Genomic DNA, 21453 nt, shown 5'->3' on the forward strand with positions numbered 1-21453 from the left:
TTTACTCTTCATAACATTTTAAATTATCTTGGTGAATTCCAACCTTTACTATATCACCCTCTTTTAAATCTTCAAATTGTGCATTTTGAGGAAGTGATATCAATACTTCATCTTTACTCTCTAGAATTGTTACTGCTATTTTTGTATTGGCACCATCAAATAAAATTGTTTTTACTCTCATATCAACAATATTAAGATTTTTTAAATCATCTGCTGGATTCAATATAAATGCTTCAGGACGGATAAATAATTTTTTAGGGATAAAATCTATACCATTTTTTATCAATTTCCAACCATTGCTCGTAACTAAAACATCATTATCATAGCTTTGAATATCAAACTGATTACTCTCTCCCACAAACCCAGCAACAAACGAAGTTTTAGGATTTTTATAAAGGTTTTGAGGAGTATCAATTTGCTCAAATCTACCTTTATTCATAACTGCCACTTTATCACTCATTACCAATGCTTCACTTTGATCATGAGTTATATAGATAAAAGTTGTACCAATTTCTTTCTGGAGTAATTTTAGTTCAATTTTCATATGCTCTCTTAGTTTTCTATCAAGTGCACCAAGAGGTTCATCTAGTAATAATATTGAAGGCCTTAAAACAAGTGACCTAGCTATAGCAACGCGCTGACGCTGTCCCCCAGATAGTTCTGTTACCTTTTTCTTTTCAAATCCTTTAAGGCCTACTCTTTCTAACATCTCTTTTACACGAGAATTGATTTCTGTTTTTGAAATTTTTTGTCTTTTCAATCCAAATGCTACATTTTCCTCTACATTCATCATAGGAAAAAGTGCTAAGTTTTGAAATACAATATTTACTGGTCTTTTCTCAGGAGGAATACCTTTCATAGATTTTCCACGAATAAATATATCACCTTCACTCTCTTGTTCAAAGCCTGAAATCATCCTAAGAAGTGTGGTTTTTCCACAGCCTGATGGTCCTAGTATTGAAAAAAAACCGCCTTCTTCAACAAAAAAATTAATAGATTGAACTGCTGTAAAGCCTTTGAAATGTTTGGATAAATTCTTTACTTCTAGTATATGTTCCATATTTGCCCTTATATATAATTAAAAATTCACTATAAAATTCTTAAGTATATATAGTTAGAGGTATTTAAACCTCTAACTCAGGCAAAATTATTTTGCTGATTTAATTCTTTCTAAGATTTTAGATTCAATCTTATCAAAACCAGCTGGAAGTGCTGGATACCATTTGATATTATCAATATCTTCTTTTGAGAATGTTCTATTAAAATTATCTTTAATTTCTGGTTTAAGGTATTTAATAGCATCTTTAGAAGCTGTACCATAACCTTGGTCGTTTGTAAAATAAGCTGCATTTTCAGGTTTTAAAGCAAAGTTTATCCATTTATAAGCAGCATCGATATTTTTTGCTCTTGCAGGAATTGCAAAAGTATCAATCCAACCTAATGCTCCGCTTTTAGGTGCTACAAAATCAATATCTGGGTTTGTTGCATGAAGAGTCCAACCTTTTCCATCCCAACCAGATTCTACATTTACATCACCATTTTTGATAAGTGCAACTTGTGTATCTCCACTTGTCCAATAAGTTTTTACTAAATGTTTATTGTCTATTAATTTCTTTTCTACTTTTTTCATTAAAGCAGCATAAGCTTTTATATCTCCATATAAAGCAAATGGATCCTCACCCATACCAAGAGCAGTTGCTATTAATGTAGGTCTTTTTAATCTATAAGAGATTTTTCCAGCATATTTTGGATTCCATAAATCTGACCAATCATTTGCTTCAGGAGCTAGTTTCTTATTTACTATCATTCCAGTTGTTCCATAACAAAAAGGAACTCCATATGAATCATTTTTTACTTTTGTATTTTTCTTAACTGCATCAAGCATTGAAGTTATCAAATGACCTGTATTTACTCTTGAATAATCAATTGGTTTATAAATTTTATGTTTCATTTGAACAAATGTTATTCTATCTTGGCTTGGTTGAGCTAAATCAAATCCACCACCTCTTGTTGCAATAAGTTTTGCAACCATTTCTTCATTATTAGAATAAGTTATTTTAACTTTAATTCCTGTTTCTTTTTCGAACTTTTTAACAAGCTCTGGATGCGCATATCCCTTCCAAGTTAATAACCTCAAAGTCTCTTGAGCCAATAAGGCACCAGAACTCAACAATAGTGCAGATACACCAACTAACAATGTTTTTTTCATACTTTCTCCTTTAAATTTGAAAGAATAATACAATTGTAAAGTAACAATTTGATTACAATTTAACCCAAATTATGAAACACAATTACAAAACAATACAACTTCATATATATTAATTTTGTAATTTTGTACATAAACTACTAATAATGTTACAAAATTAATCTTTAAGTTTAGTTTCTTTTATGAAATTTTTTTGAAATTTTTCAAATGTGTGTAGATTTTACCTAAATATATAGATATGTCCATTTTTAATTTGTATTTTTCCATCTAATTCATATTCATAAATTAAATTACCATATTTAGAAAAAACTTTTTCAAATGAACTATTTTCTTTGATGTATTCTAATACTTCATCCTTTGAATTACTTATTGTATCTCCAAATTTATTTGCAAACTCTTCCATATCAAAAATAGCTTTTGCCAATCCATCTTTTAAGAGTTGGTTTGTACCCTTGCTTTCATCAAGTCTATGAGGTAGAACATATATCTCTTTTTCCATTTTTAAAGCAAATTCTGCACTTCTCATACTACCACTGTTTTTATCAGCTTCAGCTATAATCACAACTTCACCCAAAGCTATAACTAATTCATTTCTTACTACAAAGCTCCAAGGGGTTGCACGAAAGCCCTCTTCAAATTGACTAAGCAAAAGTCCATCTTTTTCAATTTTTTCAAACAATGAAGTATTTACTTTTGGATATCTTATATCAATTCCATTTGCCAAAACACAAATGGTGTCTTTAGAGTTTTTATGAGCTATAGCATCAACTCCCATTGCTCCACCACTTACTATGCAAACTCCTCTTTTTGATAAAGTACTACAAAGTTGTGCGACTACTTTTTTTGTATAATTTGATGGTCTTCTAGTTCCTACCACTGAAATTTTTGGAAGTTTTAGTAGTTCTAGATTTCCTTTATAAAATAATTTTTGAGGGTATTTTTGCATCGAGTTTAATTCATCTATTTTAAACTCAACTCGCATCATAAATCTTTCACATAAATTAAATCAACATCTTTTAAAATTGATTTTGCATGTATCAAAACTTCTAAAGTATTTTTATGAGGATGACCAATTGCTACAGCATATCCTCTTTTTTTAGCTACATTTACAGCTTTTTTTAATTGCTCTTTTATTAACCTTTTATCTGTACTATTATCTAAAAAAACATCTCTTGAAATCAAATCTATATGATTGTTCTGTGCTATTATTGGAGCTTTTGTTTTAGCTGTTGTTCTACTATCTACAAAAACCAAATTCTCCTCTTTAAAAACTTTAAAAAGCTTTTTCATAGATTCTAAATCGGAAGTAAACTTACTTCCTGTGTGGTTGTTATAGTATTTTATATTTGGAAACCACTTTTTTATTTGCTTTATTCTTTTTCTAATCACTTCAGTAGAATCACCAACCAACAAAGTACTCTCTTCAGGCCTTGTATAGCTACTACTTGCTTCCATTGGGAGATGAACCATAGCAAATTTAAAATCTTTTGCTAAAAAAATTGTATTTGGATGTCTTTTGCTTGGTGGAAAAAAAGATGGACTTACTTTATATGGTATTTTTTTTATCAATCTTGTTTGATTTGCATAAGATACATCATCGATGATGATTGCTAATTTCGGTTTACCTTCATAAACATATTTTTTCTTTACATGTAAAGGTTCTTTTTTTTCTACATGTAAATCTTTTTCTAAACTTTTTTTATAATCTTTAATCTCAGAAAATTGATTTTCTATATTGTGTTTTTCTTCATTTATGGGTGGTAAAATCTCTTTTTTTTGCTCTTTTTTGCTAATTTTTGGGAGTTCTTCTAGTCGTTTTTTCTCTTCGTCAAGCATCTTTTTCATTTTATCCATCAACACTTTTGTGGATTCTAAATCATTAGATGCTTCTTCTTTATGACTTTTGTTGAAAAGTTCAAAGTAATTAACACTATATACAACTAAAAAAGAAACAAAAAAAGCAAGTATGACAATAGCTATCTTTTTCTTATTGAAAAAAGACTTACTTACTTTTTTCTTTTTTTTTCTATTTTTTGCCAAGTAAAATCTCTACTTCAAGCATATCTACACTTTGATTGTTGTGAGAAGTTATCTTTACATCATTTACAGGAACATATTTTTTGATAACTTCTATCAAATCATTTCTCAAATCATCAAGATAAGGCAATTTACAATCAACTCTTTCATGAGCAAGCATGATTGTAAGTCTATCTTTTGCTATGCTAGCACTGCTTTTTTTCTTTCCAAATAGCTTATCAAAAAGACTCATTTGAAAATTCCTTTAAGTGATTGGAAAAAGCCTTTTTTAGCTTTTAAATCTAAAAATTCAAGCTCTTCACCTAAAATTCTTTTAGAAATTCTTCTATAAGCTTCAGCAGAGAGTGATTTGTCTTTGTAGATTATAGGTTCTCCTACATTTGTTGAGCCAATTATCTCTTCATCATCAGGAACAACACCTATCAAAGGAAGTGCTAAGATACTCAAAACATCTTCAACACTAAGCATATTACCACTTTCAACCATTTGAGGCTTTAATCTGTTGATAATAACATGCTTTTCTACCTCTTTGCCCTCTTTTGCTTTTTCACTTTTTGCATCAATGATACCAATAACCCTATCAGCATCACGAACAGAGCTTACATCAGGAGTAGATACTATCAAAGCTCTATCAGCCAAGAATATAGAATGCTCAAATCCGCTTTCAATACCAGCTGGAGAATCGAGTAAAATAAAATCAAAATCCTCTTTTAGGCTTAAAAGAAGTTTTTTAACTTTTTGTCTATCAAGTATATTTTTATCTTTTGTTTGAGAAGCAGGTAAAAAATATAAGCTTTTCGCTTTTTTATCATTAATTAAAGCTTGAGATAAGTTACATCTATCTTCCATAACATCAACAACATCATAGACTATACGATTTTCTAAACCTAAAATCATATCAAGATTACGTAATCCTATATCAAAATCAATTGCAACAACTTTTTTACCTAAGTTTGCTAAACCAACAGCTAAATTAGCAGTTGTTGTAGATTTACCAACACCACCCTTTCCAGATGTGACAGTAATAATAGTTCCCATTAGTTCTCCATAGACTACATGTAGAGAAAAATCTCTACATGTAAAAAGTTTTTAAATTTTTAGTTTTTATCTTTATCAATGATTTTTTTAGAAGTAATCCAAGGCATCATTGCTCTTAGTTTTTTACCTGTTTGCTCAATCAAACTTCTCTCAGCATTTGCTCTTTCAGCATTCATGCGAGTATAGCCTGCTTTTCTCTCAAGTATAAAATCTTTAGCAAATCTACCATCTTGAATCTCAGCTAAGATTTCTTTCATAGCTTTTTTAGACTCTTCATTGATAACTCTCTTACCACTTACATAATCACCATACTCAGCTGTATTACTGATAGAATATCTCATATCAGCAATTCCACCTTGATACATCAAATCAACGATAAGTTTAAGCTCATGTAAACACTCAAAGTATGCCATTTCTGGCTCATATCCAGCTTCTGTTAAAGTTTCAAAACCAGCTTGAACTAGTGATGTAACACCACCACAAAGAACAGCTTGCTCACCAAAAAGGTCAGTCTCTGTTTCATCTTTAAAAGTTGTTTCAATGATTCCAGTTCTACCACCACCAATTGCACTTGCATATGATAGAGCGATTGCTTTTGCATTTCCGCTTGCATCTTGGTCAACTGCGATTAAATCAGGGATACCACCGCCATTTACAAACTCACTTCTTACTGTATGCCCTGGAGCTTTAGGTGCAACCATGATACAATCAACACCTTTTGGAGCCTTTATTTGTCCATAGTGAACATTAAAACCATGACCAAAAGCTATAACATTGCCCTCTTCTAAATTTGGCTCAATTTCTGCTTTGAAAATGTCAGATTGAAGCTCATCAGGAAGAAGTATCATAACAACATCTGCTTCTTTTGTAGCATCTGCAACAGTTTTTACACTAAAACCTTTTGCTTCTGCTTTTGCCCAAGAACTTCCACCTTTTCTTAGTCCAACTACTACTTCTACTCCACTATCTCTTAAGTTTTCAGCGTGAGCGTGTCCTTGAGAACCAAAACCAATCATTGCTACTTTTTTTGAGCGAATGATACTTAAATCACAATCTTTGTCATAATATACAGTTATTGCCATGTAATACCCTTTATACATTTGTAAAATGAGGCATATTATCCAAATTATGCTTAGCAACCTCTTATAAGCAATCATTTCATAAAAGTAAAGCTGTATATAAAGTGAAAATTGATAAAATGTAACAAAATTTTATATATGGGGAAATAAAATGGATAGTAATATACTAAAAAAGATAAAAGCTCTTCCACCACTAGACGATACAGTCTTAAAAATCCAAAGAATTTGCACTGACAAAAACAGCTCTTTAAATGAGCTTATACAAGTTGTTGAAAGCGATCCAATGCTTACAGCCAACATTCTAAAGGCAGCAAACTCACCACTTTACGGATTTAGCAGAGAAATCAAAAATGTATCTCATGCAATTTCACTTTTTGGTATGGCAACTATAAGAGGTTTTGCCCTAGCTTCAGCGATAAAACAAAATATAAAAGTTGATTTATCTCCGTATGGTATTTCTAACAATTTATTTTTGGATATTAGCCAATCACAAAGTGCTTTGATGTTTAACTGGTATTCAAAAGTAAATAGAGAAATGTTAGACCTTTTAGTTCCAGCTGCATTTATGATGGAAATAGGAAAAATCATTATTTCTCATGAACTCTTAGAGCAAAAAAAAGATGTAGAGTTTAAAGAAAAACTAAAAGATATAAAAGATGTACAAGAACTATCTGAACTAGAAACCCAAGTGGTTGGTTTTAGCAATGAAGATATAACTTCTAAAATCTTTGAACAGTGGAATTTAGAAGGTGAATTAGTTGAAATTATAAGATATTCAAATGTAGATAGTGATACTCCTGAACATCTTTTACCATATGCAAAAGCTTTATTTGTTGTAAAAAATTGTATCAATATTTTTGAGCAAATGAGCGATGCTTCTATATCTAAAGCAAAAGAATTAATTAAATCTTACAAATTAGATGAAGAAGTATTTAATAATGCAGTAGAAAAAGTTACGCAGTGAAAAAATTTCTCCTCGAACTTAGCCAAAAAGAGCTGACAAACGAGGAGATTCCCTCCGAATTTGTCTCTCTTGTTGAAGAACTATTTAGATTAAAGATATTAAAGAAAAAGTTTGGCAAATATAAATTTGATTCAAGATATAAAGCTGGAGTTATTGATATATCTTCAAATGGTACAGGATTTGTAAAAACTCTTACAAACTCTCATTTAAAAGATTTGCTTGTTGAAGCAAAAGATACACTAAATGCTTCAAGAGGTGATATAGTCATAGTAAAGCGTCTACATGTAAGAGATGGCAGACCTAAAGCAAAAGTAGTTTTTATAGCAAAAAGAGTAAATCCAACAAGCATCGTTTATACAAAAATACAACACAAAAGAGTAGTTGGGGTTAATATAAAAAATGAACTAGTTGTAGATATAGGTGCGACTCAAAAATCACTAAAACAATTACCTTCTAAAACTGTTTTAAAGATAGATAATGAATCAGGTATTATAACTGAAGTCTTAGGAGTACTTGATGATCCTAGTGTTGATGAGAAAATTTCACTTGCCTTGTTTGATAAAGAAGAGTTTTTTTCTAAAGAAGCGGAAATTGAAGCAAAAGCTCATGGAAACAAAGTTGAAAAATCATTTTATCCAAACAGAGTTGACTTAACTCATCTTGATTTTTGTACGATTGATCCAAATGATGCAAAAGATTTTGATGATGCTATTTATTTTGACAAAGATAACTATATTCTTTATGTTGCAATTGCTGATGTTAGTGAATATCTTTTTGATATGGGGCATATCGATAAGGAAGCTAGAAAAAGAGGATTTTCTATATATTTTCCACACAAATCAATACCAATGCTTCCAAGAAGCCTAAGTGAAGGAATTTGTTCACTAAAACCAAATGAAGACAGATTGGCATTTACTTTTAAAATAACGCTTGATAAAAACACTCTAAAACCTCTCAAAGAGGAATTACTAGAAGCCATCATACACTCTAAGAGAAGATATACATATGATGAAGTCGATAAATTTTTGGCTGGAGATTTAAGTGATGCTAGTGATGTTGATAAAAAAATTTTAGAATTTTTACTTCCTTTACATGTAGTAACTAATAAACTAAGAGATATAAGATTAAAAGATTCATTCAACTTTAGAACAAGTGAAATAAGAATGGAACTTGATGAAGATTTCAATCTGGTTAAAACTAAAATAGAAAGTGAAACTCCATCTCACTCTTTAATAGAAGATTGTATGCTTTTAGCAAACAAAGCAGCATCAAAAAGACTTGATTTTGGAGTATTTAGAACTCATGGTGAGCCAAGTTATGATAAGATAGAAAAACTTTTAGATGATTTAGCTTTTATTGGAATTGAAGTTAATTTTACTCCCGAGCTTCCTAAACTCATAAGAGAAATACAAAAAAAAGCAGATGCACTTGATATAAGAGAAGATGTAGATAAACTCATCATTAAAGCTCAACAAAAAGCTATTTATGAACCAGTCAATAAAGGTCATTTTGGGTTAGGCTTTGATAGTTACACTCACTTTACTTCACCAATAAGAAGATATAGTGATTTGATGCTTCACAGACTCCTAAAAGCTGATTTAAAGAATGAAACAAAAAGAAAAAAATTTTTACTAAAAGACATAGAAAATGTATGTCAAAATATCAGCGATTTAGAAAGACAAAGCGATAAAGTTGCATGGGATTTTATGGATAGAAAATTTGCAAGATGGGCAAATGAAAGAGTTGGTGAAGACTTTAAAGCTATCATAACTGACAATTCAAAATCAATCATAGCAAAACTTGATGATGAGATTAAAGGAGCAAGACTATTTTTACTTGATGAAGATGCAGACTTGTTTGATAGAGTTATTGTTAAGATTGTAGAATCAAATATCGCAACTGCAAGAATTTATGCAAAAATAGTGAGAAGAGATGTATAAGCGTGATTTAGAAAGACTATTAGACTCAAACACACTTCCAAAAGCAATTTTTGTTTATGGAGAGTGTGATTATCAAAACAATTTGTTTTCTAATAAAATAATCCAAAAATACAAAGATGAAGAAGATGAAGTTTTGCTTATGTATTATGATGAGTATGACTATAGTGTAGCAAAAAATCACTTAAGTCAATCATCTCTTTTTGGCGGTAAAAATATTCTACATGTAAAGAGTGATAAAGTTATACCTAAAAAAGAGTTGGACAATCTCATCGCACTTTGTAAAAAGAGTGATAATAGCTTTTTTCTTTATCAATATTTTGGAGACCAAAGCAAAGCTAAAAATATAACTAAATCATTTGGTAAAGATTTTGTCAGATTTTTTAAAGCAAATCAAAATGAAGCATTAGCATTACTTCAAATGAAAGCAAATGAACTTGGATTAGATATTGATAGATATGCTCTAACTCATCTTTATATGCTACATATGGAAGATTTATCGATTTGTGTAAATGAGTTTCAAAAGCTACTTATCTTTGATAAAACTATCACAACTGTAGATATAGACAATCTAGTGTATGGCTTAGGAAGCGTAAGCATTGATGCTTTTATAGAAAAACTTTTAAATAAATCTGATATCAAAGATGAGCTTATTTCACTCGAGCAAAAAGGAAGTATGGATGAAGTAAGAATCATCAATGCTATGCAAAACTATATCTCAACTCTTTTAATGTTTCATCTATATATCAAAACTTATGGAAGGTTTGACGCAAAAGAGATAGTTGGATACCCTATGCCTCCTCAAATCGCACAAAAAAAAGCTGCAATGAGTATCAAGATAGATTTAAATACTTTCAAAACTATTTTGATTGAGCTTAATAACGCAGAATTTGAGTTGAAAAAGAGTAAAAATTTAGACAAAGAATCATTTCTTCTTTCTACTTTAATAAAACTTGAAAGTTATTTATAGTATAATCGCCGCTCGTACTGTATAAGTACTATTCTTGCTCTTAGCAGATTATGCTTTGAGTCAAATCCATAAGGAGAAACGATGACAAGACATTATGAGTTGCTTTTCGTTCTAAAGCCTACATTGGCTGAAGAAGAATTACAAGCAAAAGTAGGTTTTCTAAAAGAAGTTTTAGAAAAAAATGGTGCGCAAATTGCAGCACTTCAAGAGATGGGAACTAGAAAACTAGCTTACCCAGTTCAAAAGTTTGAGCGCGGATTTTATGGTGTATTTTATTTTACAGCTCCTACATCTGCTATCTTAGAGGTTGAGCGTAACCTTCGTATTAGTGAAGATTTTATCAAATTTATGACAGTTAAGCTTGAGAAACAAAAAGAGATCAAGCACTGGAATAAATCAGTAGAAAAATTTGCATCTAAACAAGAAGATGTTCAAGAAGAGGCAGAGCAAGCTTAAGGAGCCTTAACATGTTTAATAAAGTAATATTAGTAGGTAATTTAACAAGAGATATCGAGTTACGCTACACAGGTGGAGGAACTGCAGTTGCTAGTACTGCAATCGCTACAAGTAGAAAGTTTAAAGCACATGATGGCACTCAAAAAGAAGAAGTATGTTTTGTTGACATTACTTTTTTTGGAAGAACTGCTGAAATTGCAAATCAATACCTAAGAAGAGGTAGTAAAGTACTTGTAGAAGGTCGTTTGAAACTAGATCAATGGACTGATCAAAACGGTGGCAAAAGAAGTAAACACAGTGTTACAGTTGATACTCTTCAAATGCTTGGAAGCAGAGATGACAATCAACAAAACAACAGTGGTTACAACAACCAATCATATACTCAACCTGTTAGTGAACAGCCTACATATGCACAGCCAAAAGAAACAAAACATGTTATGGAAGATTCGATTCCTGAAATAAACATCGATGAAGATGAGATTCCATTTTAGGAAATAAAATAAAATAATGAAGGATATAAAAATGGCACCAGAAAGAAGAAAATATGCTCGTAAATACTGCAAGTATTGTGAAGCAAAAATAGACTATATTGACTATAAAGATACAAAGTTATTAAAGCAAGCTCTTTCAGAGCGTTATAAAATCATGCCACGTCGTTTGACTGGTACTTGTAAAAAACATCAAGAAATGGTAGAGTTGGCAATCAAGCGTGCTAGACATACTGCTTTAATTCCTTATATCATTGATAGAAAAAAAGTAGTTGCTCATCCATTTGACCTACTTCAAGGTTAATCAATCACTACTTAAAAACCAAGTGAGTTAAACTCACTTGGTTTTCAATGCATACTTTAAAACTTCCTCGACTCTTGTTATAGGTATGATTGTTAGATTTTCTTTAACTTCATCAGGTATATCTTTTAAATCATTTTCATAATTTTTCTTTGGTATCAAAGCGGTAGTAATCTTAGCTTTATAAGCTGCAATTAGTTTTTCTTTTAATCCGCCAATCGGAAGTACTTTACCAGTCAAAGTAAGCTCACCAGTCATAGCAACATCACTTCTAACTTTTTTGTCAGATAAAATTGAAGCAAAAACTGTTGCCATTGCAATCCCTGCATTTGGACCATCTTTTGGAGTTGCTCCTTCTGGAACATGAAGATGAAGATCAAATCTTCTATAAATTTCACTTTTTTCTAGTTTTATTTTATCTTCGATCTCTTTTGCACTCTTAGGAATTGCTTTTGTATCGATATCAATCTTGTTCTCATCGATTAAAACTTTTACAACACTAAGAGCAATTCTAGCTGATTCTTTCATAACTTCACCTAGATGCCCTGTTAGTTGCATTGAGCCTTTGCCTTTTATCTTGATAGCTTCGATTTTTAAAACATCTCCACCAACACTAGTCCAAGCAAGACCATTTACCTGCCCTACTATGTCCTCTTTATCTCTTTGTTCAATTTCAAATACTTTTTTATCAAGATACTCATCTAGATTTTTAACATTTACACTTATTTTACTTATACTTGTATCAAGTAGTAATTGTTTCGCTACTTTTCTAAAAATATCAGCAATTCTTCTTCTAAGGTTTCTAACACCTGATTCTCTTGTATAATTCTCAATAATTTTTTCTAAAGCACTTTTAGTGATATTTACTTCACTTGCTTTTAAACCATGTTTTTTTAACTCTTGAGGTATTAGATACCTTTTTGCTATCTCAAACTTTTCATTTGGAGTATAAGAGCTCAAAAAGATAAATTCCATCCTATCTCTAAGAGGTGCAGGGATTGAGCCTATATCATTTGCAGTTGCAACAAAAATGATTTTACTCAAATCTATATTGAAATTCAGATAATAATCTCTAAATTTATCATTTTGTTCTGGGTCTAAAACTTCAAGTAAAACAGCGGTTGGATCGCCTCTGAAACTTTTAGCAACTTTGTCAATCTCATCTAAAACAACAACAGGGTTCATCTGCCCAGCTTCAATCAAACCTTGCACAATTCTTCCTGGCATTGAGCCTATATAAGTTCTTCTGTGTCCTCTTAACTCATTTACATCTTCTAATCCACCAAGAGCAATTCTTACCAATTTTCTCTTTAGTGCTTCAGCAATCGAGTTTGCCAAAGATGTTTTACCAACACCTGGAGGTCCTGCAAAACATAAAATCGCACCTCTATTTGCTTTATCTTTGATTCCTCGTTTAGATATGAGTTCGCGAACAGCAAAGTACTCTTCAATCCTATCTTTTGGCTTTTCTAAAGAGTAATGGTCTTTATCTAACTGAGCTTTTACCTCTAATATATCTAGCTGTTTTTTTGAGAAATCACCAAAAGGGATATCAATAACCCAGTCAAGATAACTTTGTATCATACTAGCATCGCTAGAATCTGGGTGCATTCTTGCTAATTTATCAATCTGTTTTTTTATCTCTTTGTATGCATCTTCATTCATGCCAGATTTTTTAGCTTCTAGTTTTTTTCTATACTCTTCTATCTCTTCTTCTCGTTGATTATCAGTTCCAAGCTCTTGTTGAATTTGTTTTAATTGCTCTTTTAAGAAATACTCTTTATTTACCTTTTCAATACGAGAATGAACTTTTGTTTTTATCTCTTTTTGCAATCTATTTGTCTCAATAGCCTCAATCAAATGCTCAATAAGCATAAAAACTTTAGCTTCTATGTTTTCTTCACAAAAAAGAGCATAAGCTTGTTCTTTTTTTAGCTTAATCGCACTAGCAACTAAATCACAAATTCTATTTACATCATCATTTTCATCAATCGCTTTTACCAAATCAGGTGGAAAATAGCTACTAACCATAGAAAGAGCTTTTACTTTTTCTCTTAAAACTGAAACAATCGCATCTAATTTTGGTGACCTTTCATATGTGTCTTTTAGTATGTCAACAGTTCCAATTAAAGGTTTTACACTCTTTTGAACAAGTATCTTACCTCTTGCCATTCCTTGAAAAAGTATCTTAACTCTTCCATCAGGGAGCACTACTTTTCTCATAACTGAGCCTATAACTCCACTGTCATAGATAGCTTCAAAATCTCTCATATTTTCTTGTCCATCTTTTGCTGAACATATAAGAAGCAGTGAGTTTTTCTCTAAAGCATAATCAACAGCTTCAATATTTTCTTCATCTTCTAAAAATATTGGAGTTATCATAAATGGATATAAAAATTGTTTATCTTCAACTACTATTGGTAAGTCTGTTGGAAACGAATCATAATCATTTAATTTCATTTTACTGTCTCCTTTTTTCTGAACGAAGTCCAGTAAAAATTCCTAGCACTAAAGAACGAAACAAAGTTTCTGTCTTTCATTTTACTGTCTCCTAAATTATATTATGAATTGTATTATATAGTATTGTAGTTTAAAAAGAGAGTAAATTACTCTCTTTTACATGTAGATATTTTATTCTTCAAACCACGAGCGATACCAAGGTATATGAGGTTTTATCATATTGGCATCTTTAAGTGGTGATTTATCGAACTCTTCTTGATATTTTTTAGCAGCTTTTGGTTTATCAACTCTGACATATAAATCAGCGATATTTTTAGCCATAAAATGCTCTCCAAGTTTCATTTTTACATACATTGTCTCAACCATTGGTCTATATTGTGAGTTTGGATATCTATCGATAAACTCTTTAGTTTGAGCAATAGTATCTAAAAGTAACTGCTGGTTTCTGTTTGGATTTGGAAATGATTCAAAATTTGCTTTAATCTTCATAAATCTTGCATATTCACTGTTTTTTGAGTTACCAAATCTTTTTATATATTCATCTAGATAAAAGTTTGCCAAAAGATACTCTTCTTCTTGCATATGCGCTTGAGCCAATATAATCATAGCTTCAGGCAAAAGTGGAGATGAGATATGTTCACTAACTAGCGAAGTATAGTTTTTATCAGCCTCTTCCAAATCAAAATCTTTTATGTTTTTTACAATTTGTTCATACCAATAAATAGCTGGTTTGTTATATACCTCTTTACTATTTTTATCAGCACACCCAATAAATAAAAAAGTTAGCGCAACCATCAAAAATATCTTTGTCAATCTCATATTTATCATCCTTGTATATTATAAAAAAGTTATTGTACCTCTTTTTTTGTTATTAGAAGATAAAATTGCATTTTTTTTGAAATTTACCGATTTATAATCACTATTTAGCTAAAATAAAAAACAATAATTACAAAAGGTGGAAAATGATTTTTGATGTTAAAGCTCCGATACCAGGTTTTGATCAAATCAAACAAGTAGAACTAGAAAAAATAGATGATTTTTTTATGCAACTAAAAAGCTGTGATGATGATACTACTTTCATGTTAATAAATCCATTTTTACTAAGAGAATATGACTTTGAAGTCCCAGAGTACTTCAAAAACCTACTAGAACTAAAAGAAGACTCAAACATACTAATCCTAAACATCATGATAGTAGCAACACCAATAGAAAATTCCGTCATAAACTTCATAGCTCCTCTTATCTTTAACACCGACAACAAATCAGTAGCACAAGTCATACTAGATAGCAATAAGTATAAAGAGTATGGAATCATGGAAGAGATTTCTGGGTATCTTAACAAATGAATACTACCAACCAATTAAGTAGTATTTTATTTTACAAAGAGTAAAATGGAAGAAGCAACACTGTTATTTTAACAGTAAGGTGGGCGGTTGGGTTGCAAAAAGACACATAACTACATGTAAATTCTTTACAACTTATACCTCTGGATAAAATAGATAAAAAAGGATGAGTAAATGACATGTAAATGTAATAAAAAAAATATCCTATCCACTTTAATAATTTTATTTATTATTTCGTCAAACCTTATTGCCGCTACACTATCAAATACTGATAATTTTACAAATGGAAGTTTAGACGGATGGCAAGGAGATGGTTATATTTATAATGATGGCTGGATGTATATAAATAGAGATAAAACAGCATATAAAACATATGATTTTGGTGTAGAAAATGCAAATAAAGAAATACTGGTTACTTTTTATTTTTATGCCACTGAAGAATGGGATAGTTCAGGGGATAGATTTAGAGTTTATAGAAATAATTTGCAAATAAAAGCATATAAAAGTACAGGAGGCTATAAAACAGAATCATTTTCTACAACTTTAGACTCTAGTGGTAAAATAAAATTATCTTTTAAACCTGATACCAATAGAGACAATGAATGGGCAGCTGTAGATTATGTTAATATACAGAAGTATGTTGATTATAGTATAAATAAAACAAGAAGTTTTACACTATTTAAGCAGGATAATATCCGTGGCAATATAAAAATGATAGGTAATTCTGTATTAAAAAAATCTTCTGGTTGTGCAAATTCAACTACACAGAACAATGATATTTTGGCTGAATATGCGGATATGGATTCAGATGATTCTACTTATAATTCAACTTCAGCAGACTTAGTCTTGCCAAAAGGAATAAAAAGTGATGATATAGTTTATGCACTTTTGTATTGGCAAGGAAGAGTTGATAGTAACTATGACGCTGGAATAAATGGTAGAAATATAAAATTGAAGTTACATGGTTCATCTAACTACAAAATTATTACTTCTGAAGATGACAAATTTAATTATAGAAATGGTGATTATCAAGGGTTTTCTGACATAACTGATGACTTAAAAAACAGTATAAACTATGTTGATGATGATTTGATTGATAGCAGTGGATACAATCAACCTGTTTGGGTTGCTGATGTTTACACTGACACTGGATACAATAAGTATGGAGCCTGGAGTTTAATAGTAACATATAAAGATAAAAATGATGACTTAAGAAATATAACCCTATATGATGGTTATGATGAAATATACAATGAAACTAAAAGCTATGAATTAAAAGATTTCTTAACTCCTACAAGAGGTAATATAGATGCAAAATTCATGGTTTTTGCAGGAGAAGGTGATGTTGTTTATGGTGACAGTATAAGTCTTACTGATAAAGATGGTAATGATGTATTACTTGACAATGATTTTTTTCACTCTTCTGAAGATATAGATGGAGTAAATATTACAAATAGAAATCCAAATTGTCCAAATACTATCGGAATTGATTTAAGAACAGTATCTATTGGTAAAAATGCTATAATTCCTGTAATTAGTAATGGGCAAACTCAAACAACAGTTAAACTTTCAAGTAGTGGAGATCAATATTTTCCTGGAGTATTTGTTTTTTCTACACAACTTTATGAACCTAGAGTTTGTTATTATATTGATACCATAGTTGATGATGGTAACACAACTATTTTTAAGGATAAAGGATTTCTAAATCCTATACAAACAGATAAAAATTATAAATTTAATATCTGGATATCTAATATGAAAAAAAATGCTAGTGACACTGATATAGAAACAGCTAAACTTGTACAAGTTTATATGGATTTAACAGATATGAACTATACATCAAACTCAACTTATATACAAAACATAGGAGAAAGCAATAAAACTTATAAAACAGACAATAATGATAGCGATACATTTGAATTTTCTTTAGATAAAAATGAAAGCACATTTAGAGTAGGTACTGGGGCAAATGGTTCGCAAGGAGGAACAATAGAGCCTGCTAGCAACTTCAATGATGACTCAAAGAAAGTATTTATAAGTTTCCAAAGTAAGTTTGATATACAAGATAGTAATACCTCAGACATTGATTTATTGGATTTTTTAGGTTTTAAAGCTTCTTTTCAAACTGATAGTATCACTATAGGCCCTGATAATGCACAAGAGATTGAACAATGTGTTGATCTTAATACATCAGGACTAAGATATACTCCTGTTATAGGTTACTTTAATGCTACTCACGAACAAACCATAACTCATGATCCTATTGATACTACTTATGCAATTAATGCACTTTATACGCAAGTAGCTAATAAAGATTTTAATGTCACTGTAGTAAGCTTAGGAAGTGATAAGGAAACCCCAAATAATTATGAAGGATATACAAAAATAGAATATGTAAATCTTCAAAAAAATAGTAGTGAACTTTACTCTTGTGAAGAAGCTCCAGCTGTGTCTAATTTGATAGATTCAAATGCGACTTTTGATAACCAATCACAAACAACAGCCACTTTGAAAATCAACAAAGCAGTTCAAAATGGCACAATTAGAATAAACTATATAGACTGGGAAAATTTATTCAATAACTCAACTTTAACATGTGCTGATGTTAGTAATATGAATTCAAATTTAAAAGGTATTCCTCAATGTCTAAATGATGAAAATAAAATCAATACGTTATTTCCAGCTAATAATTGTTTAAGCTCTTCAACTGGTGCACCTTGTAAATCAAATAATCATGGATATGGAATTGGTAAATATAATCATGAATTTGGATGTGCTCAATGCTTACTTGAAAACAATAGCACATCTATATGTGCTAGAGATAGCTTTGCCATAAGACCAGATAAATTTGATTTTTCAATCCAAGGAACATCTCCTTTTAAATCAGGAAAAAATTATAATATCTCTATAGCTGCACTAGACAATCAAAACTTAGCAACACAAGATTATAATGAAACTATAAATGATAGCTTTAAAGTAGATATCAACGAAACAAAACCAAACTGCTTAACTGGAGTTTTTACTCCTGATTTTAATACTACATGGAATTTTTCAGATGGTAATAGCACTGTCTTAAGAAACTACAATGAAGTAGGTGTAATAAATGTAAAAGTACAAGAAATAAACGGTAGTGAATTTGCAGTAGTAGATAAAAATGACACTAGTGATGCACAAAGGCTAATAACTCCAGCAGATATTAATCTAACTTTTTCACCAGATCATTTTGATATAAATACGACTTTAGTTCAAGGTGGCAACAACTTTACTTATATTTCAGATGATTTAAATATGTCTACAACTCTGGATATAAAGATAACAGCTAAAAATGAAGTAAATGCTACAACTCAAAACTATAATTCAAATTGCTATGCAATGCCAACAAATTATACTATTTCTTATGCAAACATTTCTACTTCAAATTTGTCAAAAGTACTCTACAGAGAAACCAATACTTCAACAGAAGGAAATGTATCAATAAATAGTGATTTAAATCTATCAAATATTCCAAATACCATATTTTCAACTGATGATAATGGGTCAGGCAATATACATGTAGATATAAATTTTGATAGAAATAAAACAAAAACAGTTAATCCTTTTATATTAAATATACAAAATATAAATACAACTGATTCAAATGGAACTTTTGGAACTCAAAACTTAGACAAAAATGCAACTTTCTACTATGGAAGAGTTCACACAAACAAACAGACATTTGAAGGAACTTCTGGTGTTGCTCCGATATACTATGAAGTATACTGTAATGACTGCAATAAAACACAGTTTAATATAAATGGTAACGAGAGCGTAGATAGTGTCGATTGGTTTGTTAATACTTTACATGTAGACCAAGATGGAAATGTATCTTTATATGATTCACTAGGGAACACAAGATTTAACAATACATCATATGCTAGTGCATCAAATATTATAGTTAATCAAGCAAATATATTAAATGGAGTTGAAAATATTACATTATCGATAGATAAAGCACCATATAATGATAGAATTTTAATGACACCTTCAAGTTGGTTGCTTTACAATACTTTTGATAACAATGCAAGTACAAATGATTTTGAAGTTGAATTTATTCCAATTGGTGGAAATTGGAGTGGTTATGGTGATGAAATGAATGGAACAGTTGATACTACTTTATCAAAAGAAACAACAACGGAGTATGAACGATAATGAAAAAAGGAAGCTCCCTTATAGAATTAGTTATAGCCATAGTTGTTATGGGGATTGCTGTTACTGTACTTCCTATCATACTCACAACTGTTTTGCAAAATAATCTACATGTAAAAGTTGTAGAGGATGAAATCGCATCTGGTATAACTAGATTTAAAACTATTACAACTGGATGGTGGGATGAAAATACAAAAATAAGTAAAAAAATTCTACATGTACAAAGTGGAGACAGCGAGCTTGATAGTAGGCCTGGTCTTATAGAAGCAGATGGAAGAAGAAAATTTGGAGATTTAAATGCATCTAGTATTGGTATGGACTCTAACGAAACTGCTTATAGTATAGATGACATTGATGATCTTGATGGAAATGTATCTTCATATGCAACTGCTAGTGGAAATTATCCACTTAATGTTACATCTACAATTTCAGTTAATTATTTAAACGATACAAATAACTATGCTAATCCAATAACATTTGACATCAATGTCTCTAACATATCGGTTAACTCAACAAATATAAAACTTATAACAAATCAGATTAATATACAAAATGTAGATGAAGATTTAAATCAAACATTAATTTTTAGAGCAATTAGAGCAAATATAGGAACTTCAACTTGGAAAGAAAGAGTATTTTAATGAAAAAAGCTTTTACAATGCTAGAACTTGTAATGGTTATAGTAGTGCTCGGTATCATAGCTTCTATTGGTGCTGATATTTTAAGTAGTGTTTATAATTCATATATAAGTTCAAGGAAGATAGATAGACAATATACAAAGATAAATATTACAATGGAACAAATAACTAAAAGATTGCAAAATGCTGTATTTGAGAGTATAATTGCAAGAAAAAGTGATACAAATACTACTTTCAAGCCAGTTTCATCTATCAGTACAAGAGAATTTAATCAAATCCATGAATGGATAGCAAAAGATATAGAAAGTTTTAATGGTGAAGCAAATTCAACAGCTTTAAAACCTGGTTGGAGTGGATTTGTTGATCTGTATAGTCCTGAGACAAATGCTACACAGATAAAAACACCTGGAAGCAATCTATCTTATACAAATTCTATCATCCAAGCTCTTTCATATGGATTAGCTGATATTAATGATTCAGCTATTATATTCAACGGTGCTCTAGGAGATACATATGATGGATTTGGATGGGATTATAGTGACTTTAATCATACAAAGGTTTTTCCTGTAAAATATAAAAGTGAAGATGTACTAAAATTTACTTCAACATCAAATTTACTAACTAGAATAAGTGAAAAATATATACTTACTTGGACTGCCTACGCACTTGTATTAAGTGATGATGGAAATTTAACTTTATATTATAATTATAGACCATGGAAAAATGAAAAGTATTCAGATGGAAATTCATCTTTAATGTTAGAAGATGTAAAAAGTGTAAATTTTTTACAAGTTGATAAAGCTTTAAGAGTACAGATATGCACTAGTGACCCTGTAGATGAAACTTCAGTAAAACCATTTTGTGTTGAAAGAGGTGTAATGTGATGAGAAAAGGGTTTTCACTCATAACAGCAGTTATATTTTTAGTAACCATTGCAACACTAGGTGCACTTGCTTTATCTATTTCAACACTTTCAGTGAAAAAAAGTACAGATAATTTTTTATATCAACAAGCAAATTTATTAGTAGATAGTGGTATAAACTATGCCCTTCTAGCAATGAGTGGGCACGACTACAATACCTCATGCCTTAATCAGGTAAATATGACTTACAACAATACTTTTGATATAAATGTAACAATACACTATATTGGAAATGGCTTACCATCTGGTTGTAATACCTTAGATGACAATCTTAGTACAGCTGATTCAAACAGAACTGTAATCTTAGATACATTTGTAAGTGTAAAAGATGGAATTGTAACAGAACCAATAAGAGTTCATAGAAGAACTTTACAAAAGCCGTAAAAATCATCACAAAACCCTATATTATAGCATAAGAATACAAATAAA

Annotated in this window: 20 protein-coding genes; 11 read left to right on the forward strand and 9 right to left on the reverse strand. The window is 30.4% G+C overall.

From position 1 onward, the window contains the following. Position 1: 1 nt before the first annotated feature. From ACKGJI_RS06810 to ilvC, 7 genes are all read right to left on the reverse strand, one after another. A complete protein-coding gene (locus tag ACKGJI_RS06810) occupies positions 2 to 1060 on the reverse strand; it encodes an ABC transporter ATP-binding protein (protein ID WP_458699534.1) in 1059 nt (352 codons plus the stop codon). Positions 1061 to 1147: 87 nt separating this feature from the next. Continuing rightward, positions 1148 to 2209, reverse strand: coding sequence for an extracellular solute-binding protein (locus ACKGJI_RS06815; RefSeq protein ID WP_458699535.1), 1062 nt, complete (start codon positions 2207 to 2209; stop codon positions 1148 to 1150). Between the two features lie 217 nt (positions 2210 to 2426). Then, on the reverse strand, positions 2427 to 3188 hold the full coding sequence (locus tag ACKGJI_RS06820) for a DNA-processing protein DprA (RefSeq protein WP_458699536.1): 762 nt from the start codon (positions 3186 to 3188) through the stop codon (positions 2427 to 2429). Continuing rightward, a complete protein-coding gene (locus ACKGJI_RS06825; RefSeq protein ID WP_458699537.1) occupies positions 3188 to 4246 on the reverse strand; it encodes a divergent polysaccharide deacetylase family protein in 1059 nt (352 codons plus the stop codon). Before ACKGJI_RS06825 ends, ACKGJI_RS06820 begins: the two co-directional genes overlap by 1 nt. Beyond that, positions 4233 to 4475, reverse strand: a complete 243-nt coding sequence (minE, locus tag ACKGJI_RS06830) for a cell division topological specificity factor MinE (protein ID WP_458699538.1) — start codon at positions 4473 to 4475, stop codon at positions 4233 to 4235. The genes ACKGJI_RS06825 and minE overlap by 14 nt, the downstream gene beginning before the upstream one ends. After that, on the reverse strand, positions 4472 to 5281 hold the full coding sequence (minD, locus tag ACKGJI_RS06835) for a septum site-determining protein MinD (RefSeq protein WP_458699539.1): 810 nt from the start codon (positions 5279 to 5281) through the stop codon (positions 4472 to 4474). The genes minE and minD overlap by 4 nt, the downstream gene beginning before the upstream one ends. Positions 5282 to 5340: 59 nt before the next feature. Then, positions 5341 to 6363, reverse strand: a complete 1023-nt coding sequence (gene ilvC, locus ACKGJI_RS06840; RefSeq protein WP_458699540.1) for a ketol-acid reductoisomerase — start codon at positions 6361 to 6363, stop codon at positions 5341 to 5343. 148 nt (positions 6364 to 6511) lie between these two features. On the opposite strand from ilvC, the gene ACKGJI_RS06845 reads away from it, so the two are divergent. The 6 genes from ACKGJI_RS06845 to rpsR all read left to right on the forward strand — a co-directional run bounded on the left by ACKGJI_RS06845 (position 6512) and on the right by rpsR (position 11479). Then, a complete protein-coding gene (locus tag ACKGJI_RS06845; RefSeq protein ID WP_458699541.1) occupies positions 6512 to 7324 on the forward strand; it encodes an HDOD domain-containing protein in 813 nt (270 codons plus the stop codon). Then, entirely contained in the window at positions 7321 to 9264 is a 1944-nt protein-coding gene (locus tag ACKGJI_RS06850) for an RNB domain-containing ribonuclease (protein ID WP_458699542.1), read from the forward strand. The genes ACKGJI_RS06845 and ACKGJI_RS06850 overlap by 4 nt, the downstream gene beginning before the upstream one ends. Then, complete coding sequence (holA, locus tag ACKGJI_RS06855) at positions 9257 to 10231, forward strand: DNA polymerase III subunit delta (protein ID WP_458699543.1); 975 nt, start codon at positions 9257 to 9259, stop codon at positions 10229 to 10231. The genes ACKGJI_RS06850 and holA overlap by 8 nt, the downstream gene beginning before the upstream one ends. 81 nt (positions 10232 to 10312) lie before the next feature. Further along, positions 10313 to 10687: a 30S ribosomal protein S6 gene (rpsF, locus tag ACKGJI_RS06860; protein WP_458699544.1), complete on the forward strand. Its 375-nt coding sequence runs from the start codon at positions 10313 to 10315 to the stop codon at positions 10685 to 10687. An 11-nt stretch (positions 10688 to 10698) separates the two neighbouring features. Then, positions 10699 to 11178 (forward strand): single-stranded DNA-binding protein, encoded by a 480-nt coding sequence (locus ACKGJI_RS06865; RefSeq protein WP_458699545.1) that lies wholly within the window; start codon positions 10699 to 10701, stop codon positions 11176 to 11178. A gap of 31 nt (positions 11179 to 11209) precedes the next feature. Continuing rightward, positions 11210 to 11479: a 30S ribosomal protein S18 gene (gene rpsR, locus ACKGJI_RS06870; RefSeq protein ID WP_458699546.1), complete on the forward strand. Its 270-nt coding sequence runs from the start codon at positions 11210 to 11212 to the stop codon at positions 11477 to 11479. A gap of 33 nt (positions 11480 to 11512) precedes the next feature. Here rpsR and lon read toward each other — a convergent pair whose 3' ends face one another. Together lon and ACKGJI_RS06880 are read right to left on the reverse strand one after the other, a co-directional pair. Continuing rightward, complete coding sequence (gene lon / locus ACKGJI_RS06875) at positions 11513 to 13936, reverse strand: endopeptidase La (protein ID WP_458699547.1); 2424 nt, start codon at positions 13934 to 13936, stop codon at positions 11513 to 11515. 171 nt (positions 13937 to 14107) lie between these two features. Next, a complete protein-coding gene (locus tag ACKGJI_RS06880) occupies positions 14108 to 14755 on the reverse strand; it encodes an outer membrane protein assembly factor BamD (protein ID WP_458699548.1) in 648 nt (215 codons plus the stop codon). A gap of 143 nt (positions 14756 to 14898) precedes the next feature. Here ACKGJI_RS06880 and fliW point away from each other — a divergent pair, with 143 nt between their 5' ends. From fliW to ACKGJI_RS06905, 5 genes are all read left to right on the forward strand, one after another. Next, positions 14899 to 15282, forward strand: coding sequence for a flagellar assembly protein FliW (fliW, locus tag ACKGJI_RS06885; RefSeq protein WP_458699549.1), 384 nt, complete (start codon positions 14899 to 14901; stop codon positions 15280 to 15282). 171 nt (positions 15283 to 15453) lie between these two features. Further along, positions 15454 to 19467, forward strand: a complete 4014-nt coding sequence (locus ACKGJI_RS06890) for a hypothetical protein (RefSeq protein WP_458699550.1) — start codon at positions 15454 to 15456, stop codon at positions 19465 to 19467. Continuing rightward, positions 19467 to 20105, forward strand: coding sequence for a type II secretion system protein (locus tag ACKGJI_RS06895; RefSeq protein WP_458699551.1), 639 nt, complete (start codon positions 19467 to 19469; stop codon positions 20103 to 20105). The genes ACKGJI_RS06890 and ACKGJI_RS06895 overlap by 1 nt, the downstream gene beginning before the upstream one ends. Then, the gene (locus ACKGJI_RS06900) at positions 20105 to 20986 is read left to right on the forward strand and encodes a type II secretion system protein (protein ID WP_458699552.1); all 882 of its coding nucleotides are present in this window, start codon (positions 20105 to 20107) and stop codon (positions 20984 to 20986) included. Before ACKGJI_RS06895 ends, ACKGJI_RS06900 begins: the two co-directional genes overlap by 1 nt. Then, positions 20986 to 21408 carry a type II secretion system protein gene (locus ACKGJI_RS06905; protein WP_458699553.1) on the forward strand — a complete coding sequence of 141 codons (423 nt, stop codon included), beginning with the start codon at positions 20986 to 20988 and terminating at the stop codon, positions 21406 to 21408. The genes ACKGJI_RS06900 and ACKGJI_RS06905 overlap by 1 nt, the downstream gene beginning before the upstream one ends. Positions 21409 to 21453: the final 45 nt, after the last annotated feature.

It is taken from the genome of Sulfurospirillum sp. 1307, from assembly GCF_054408545.1.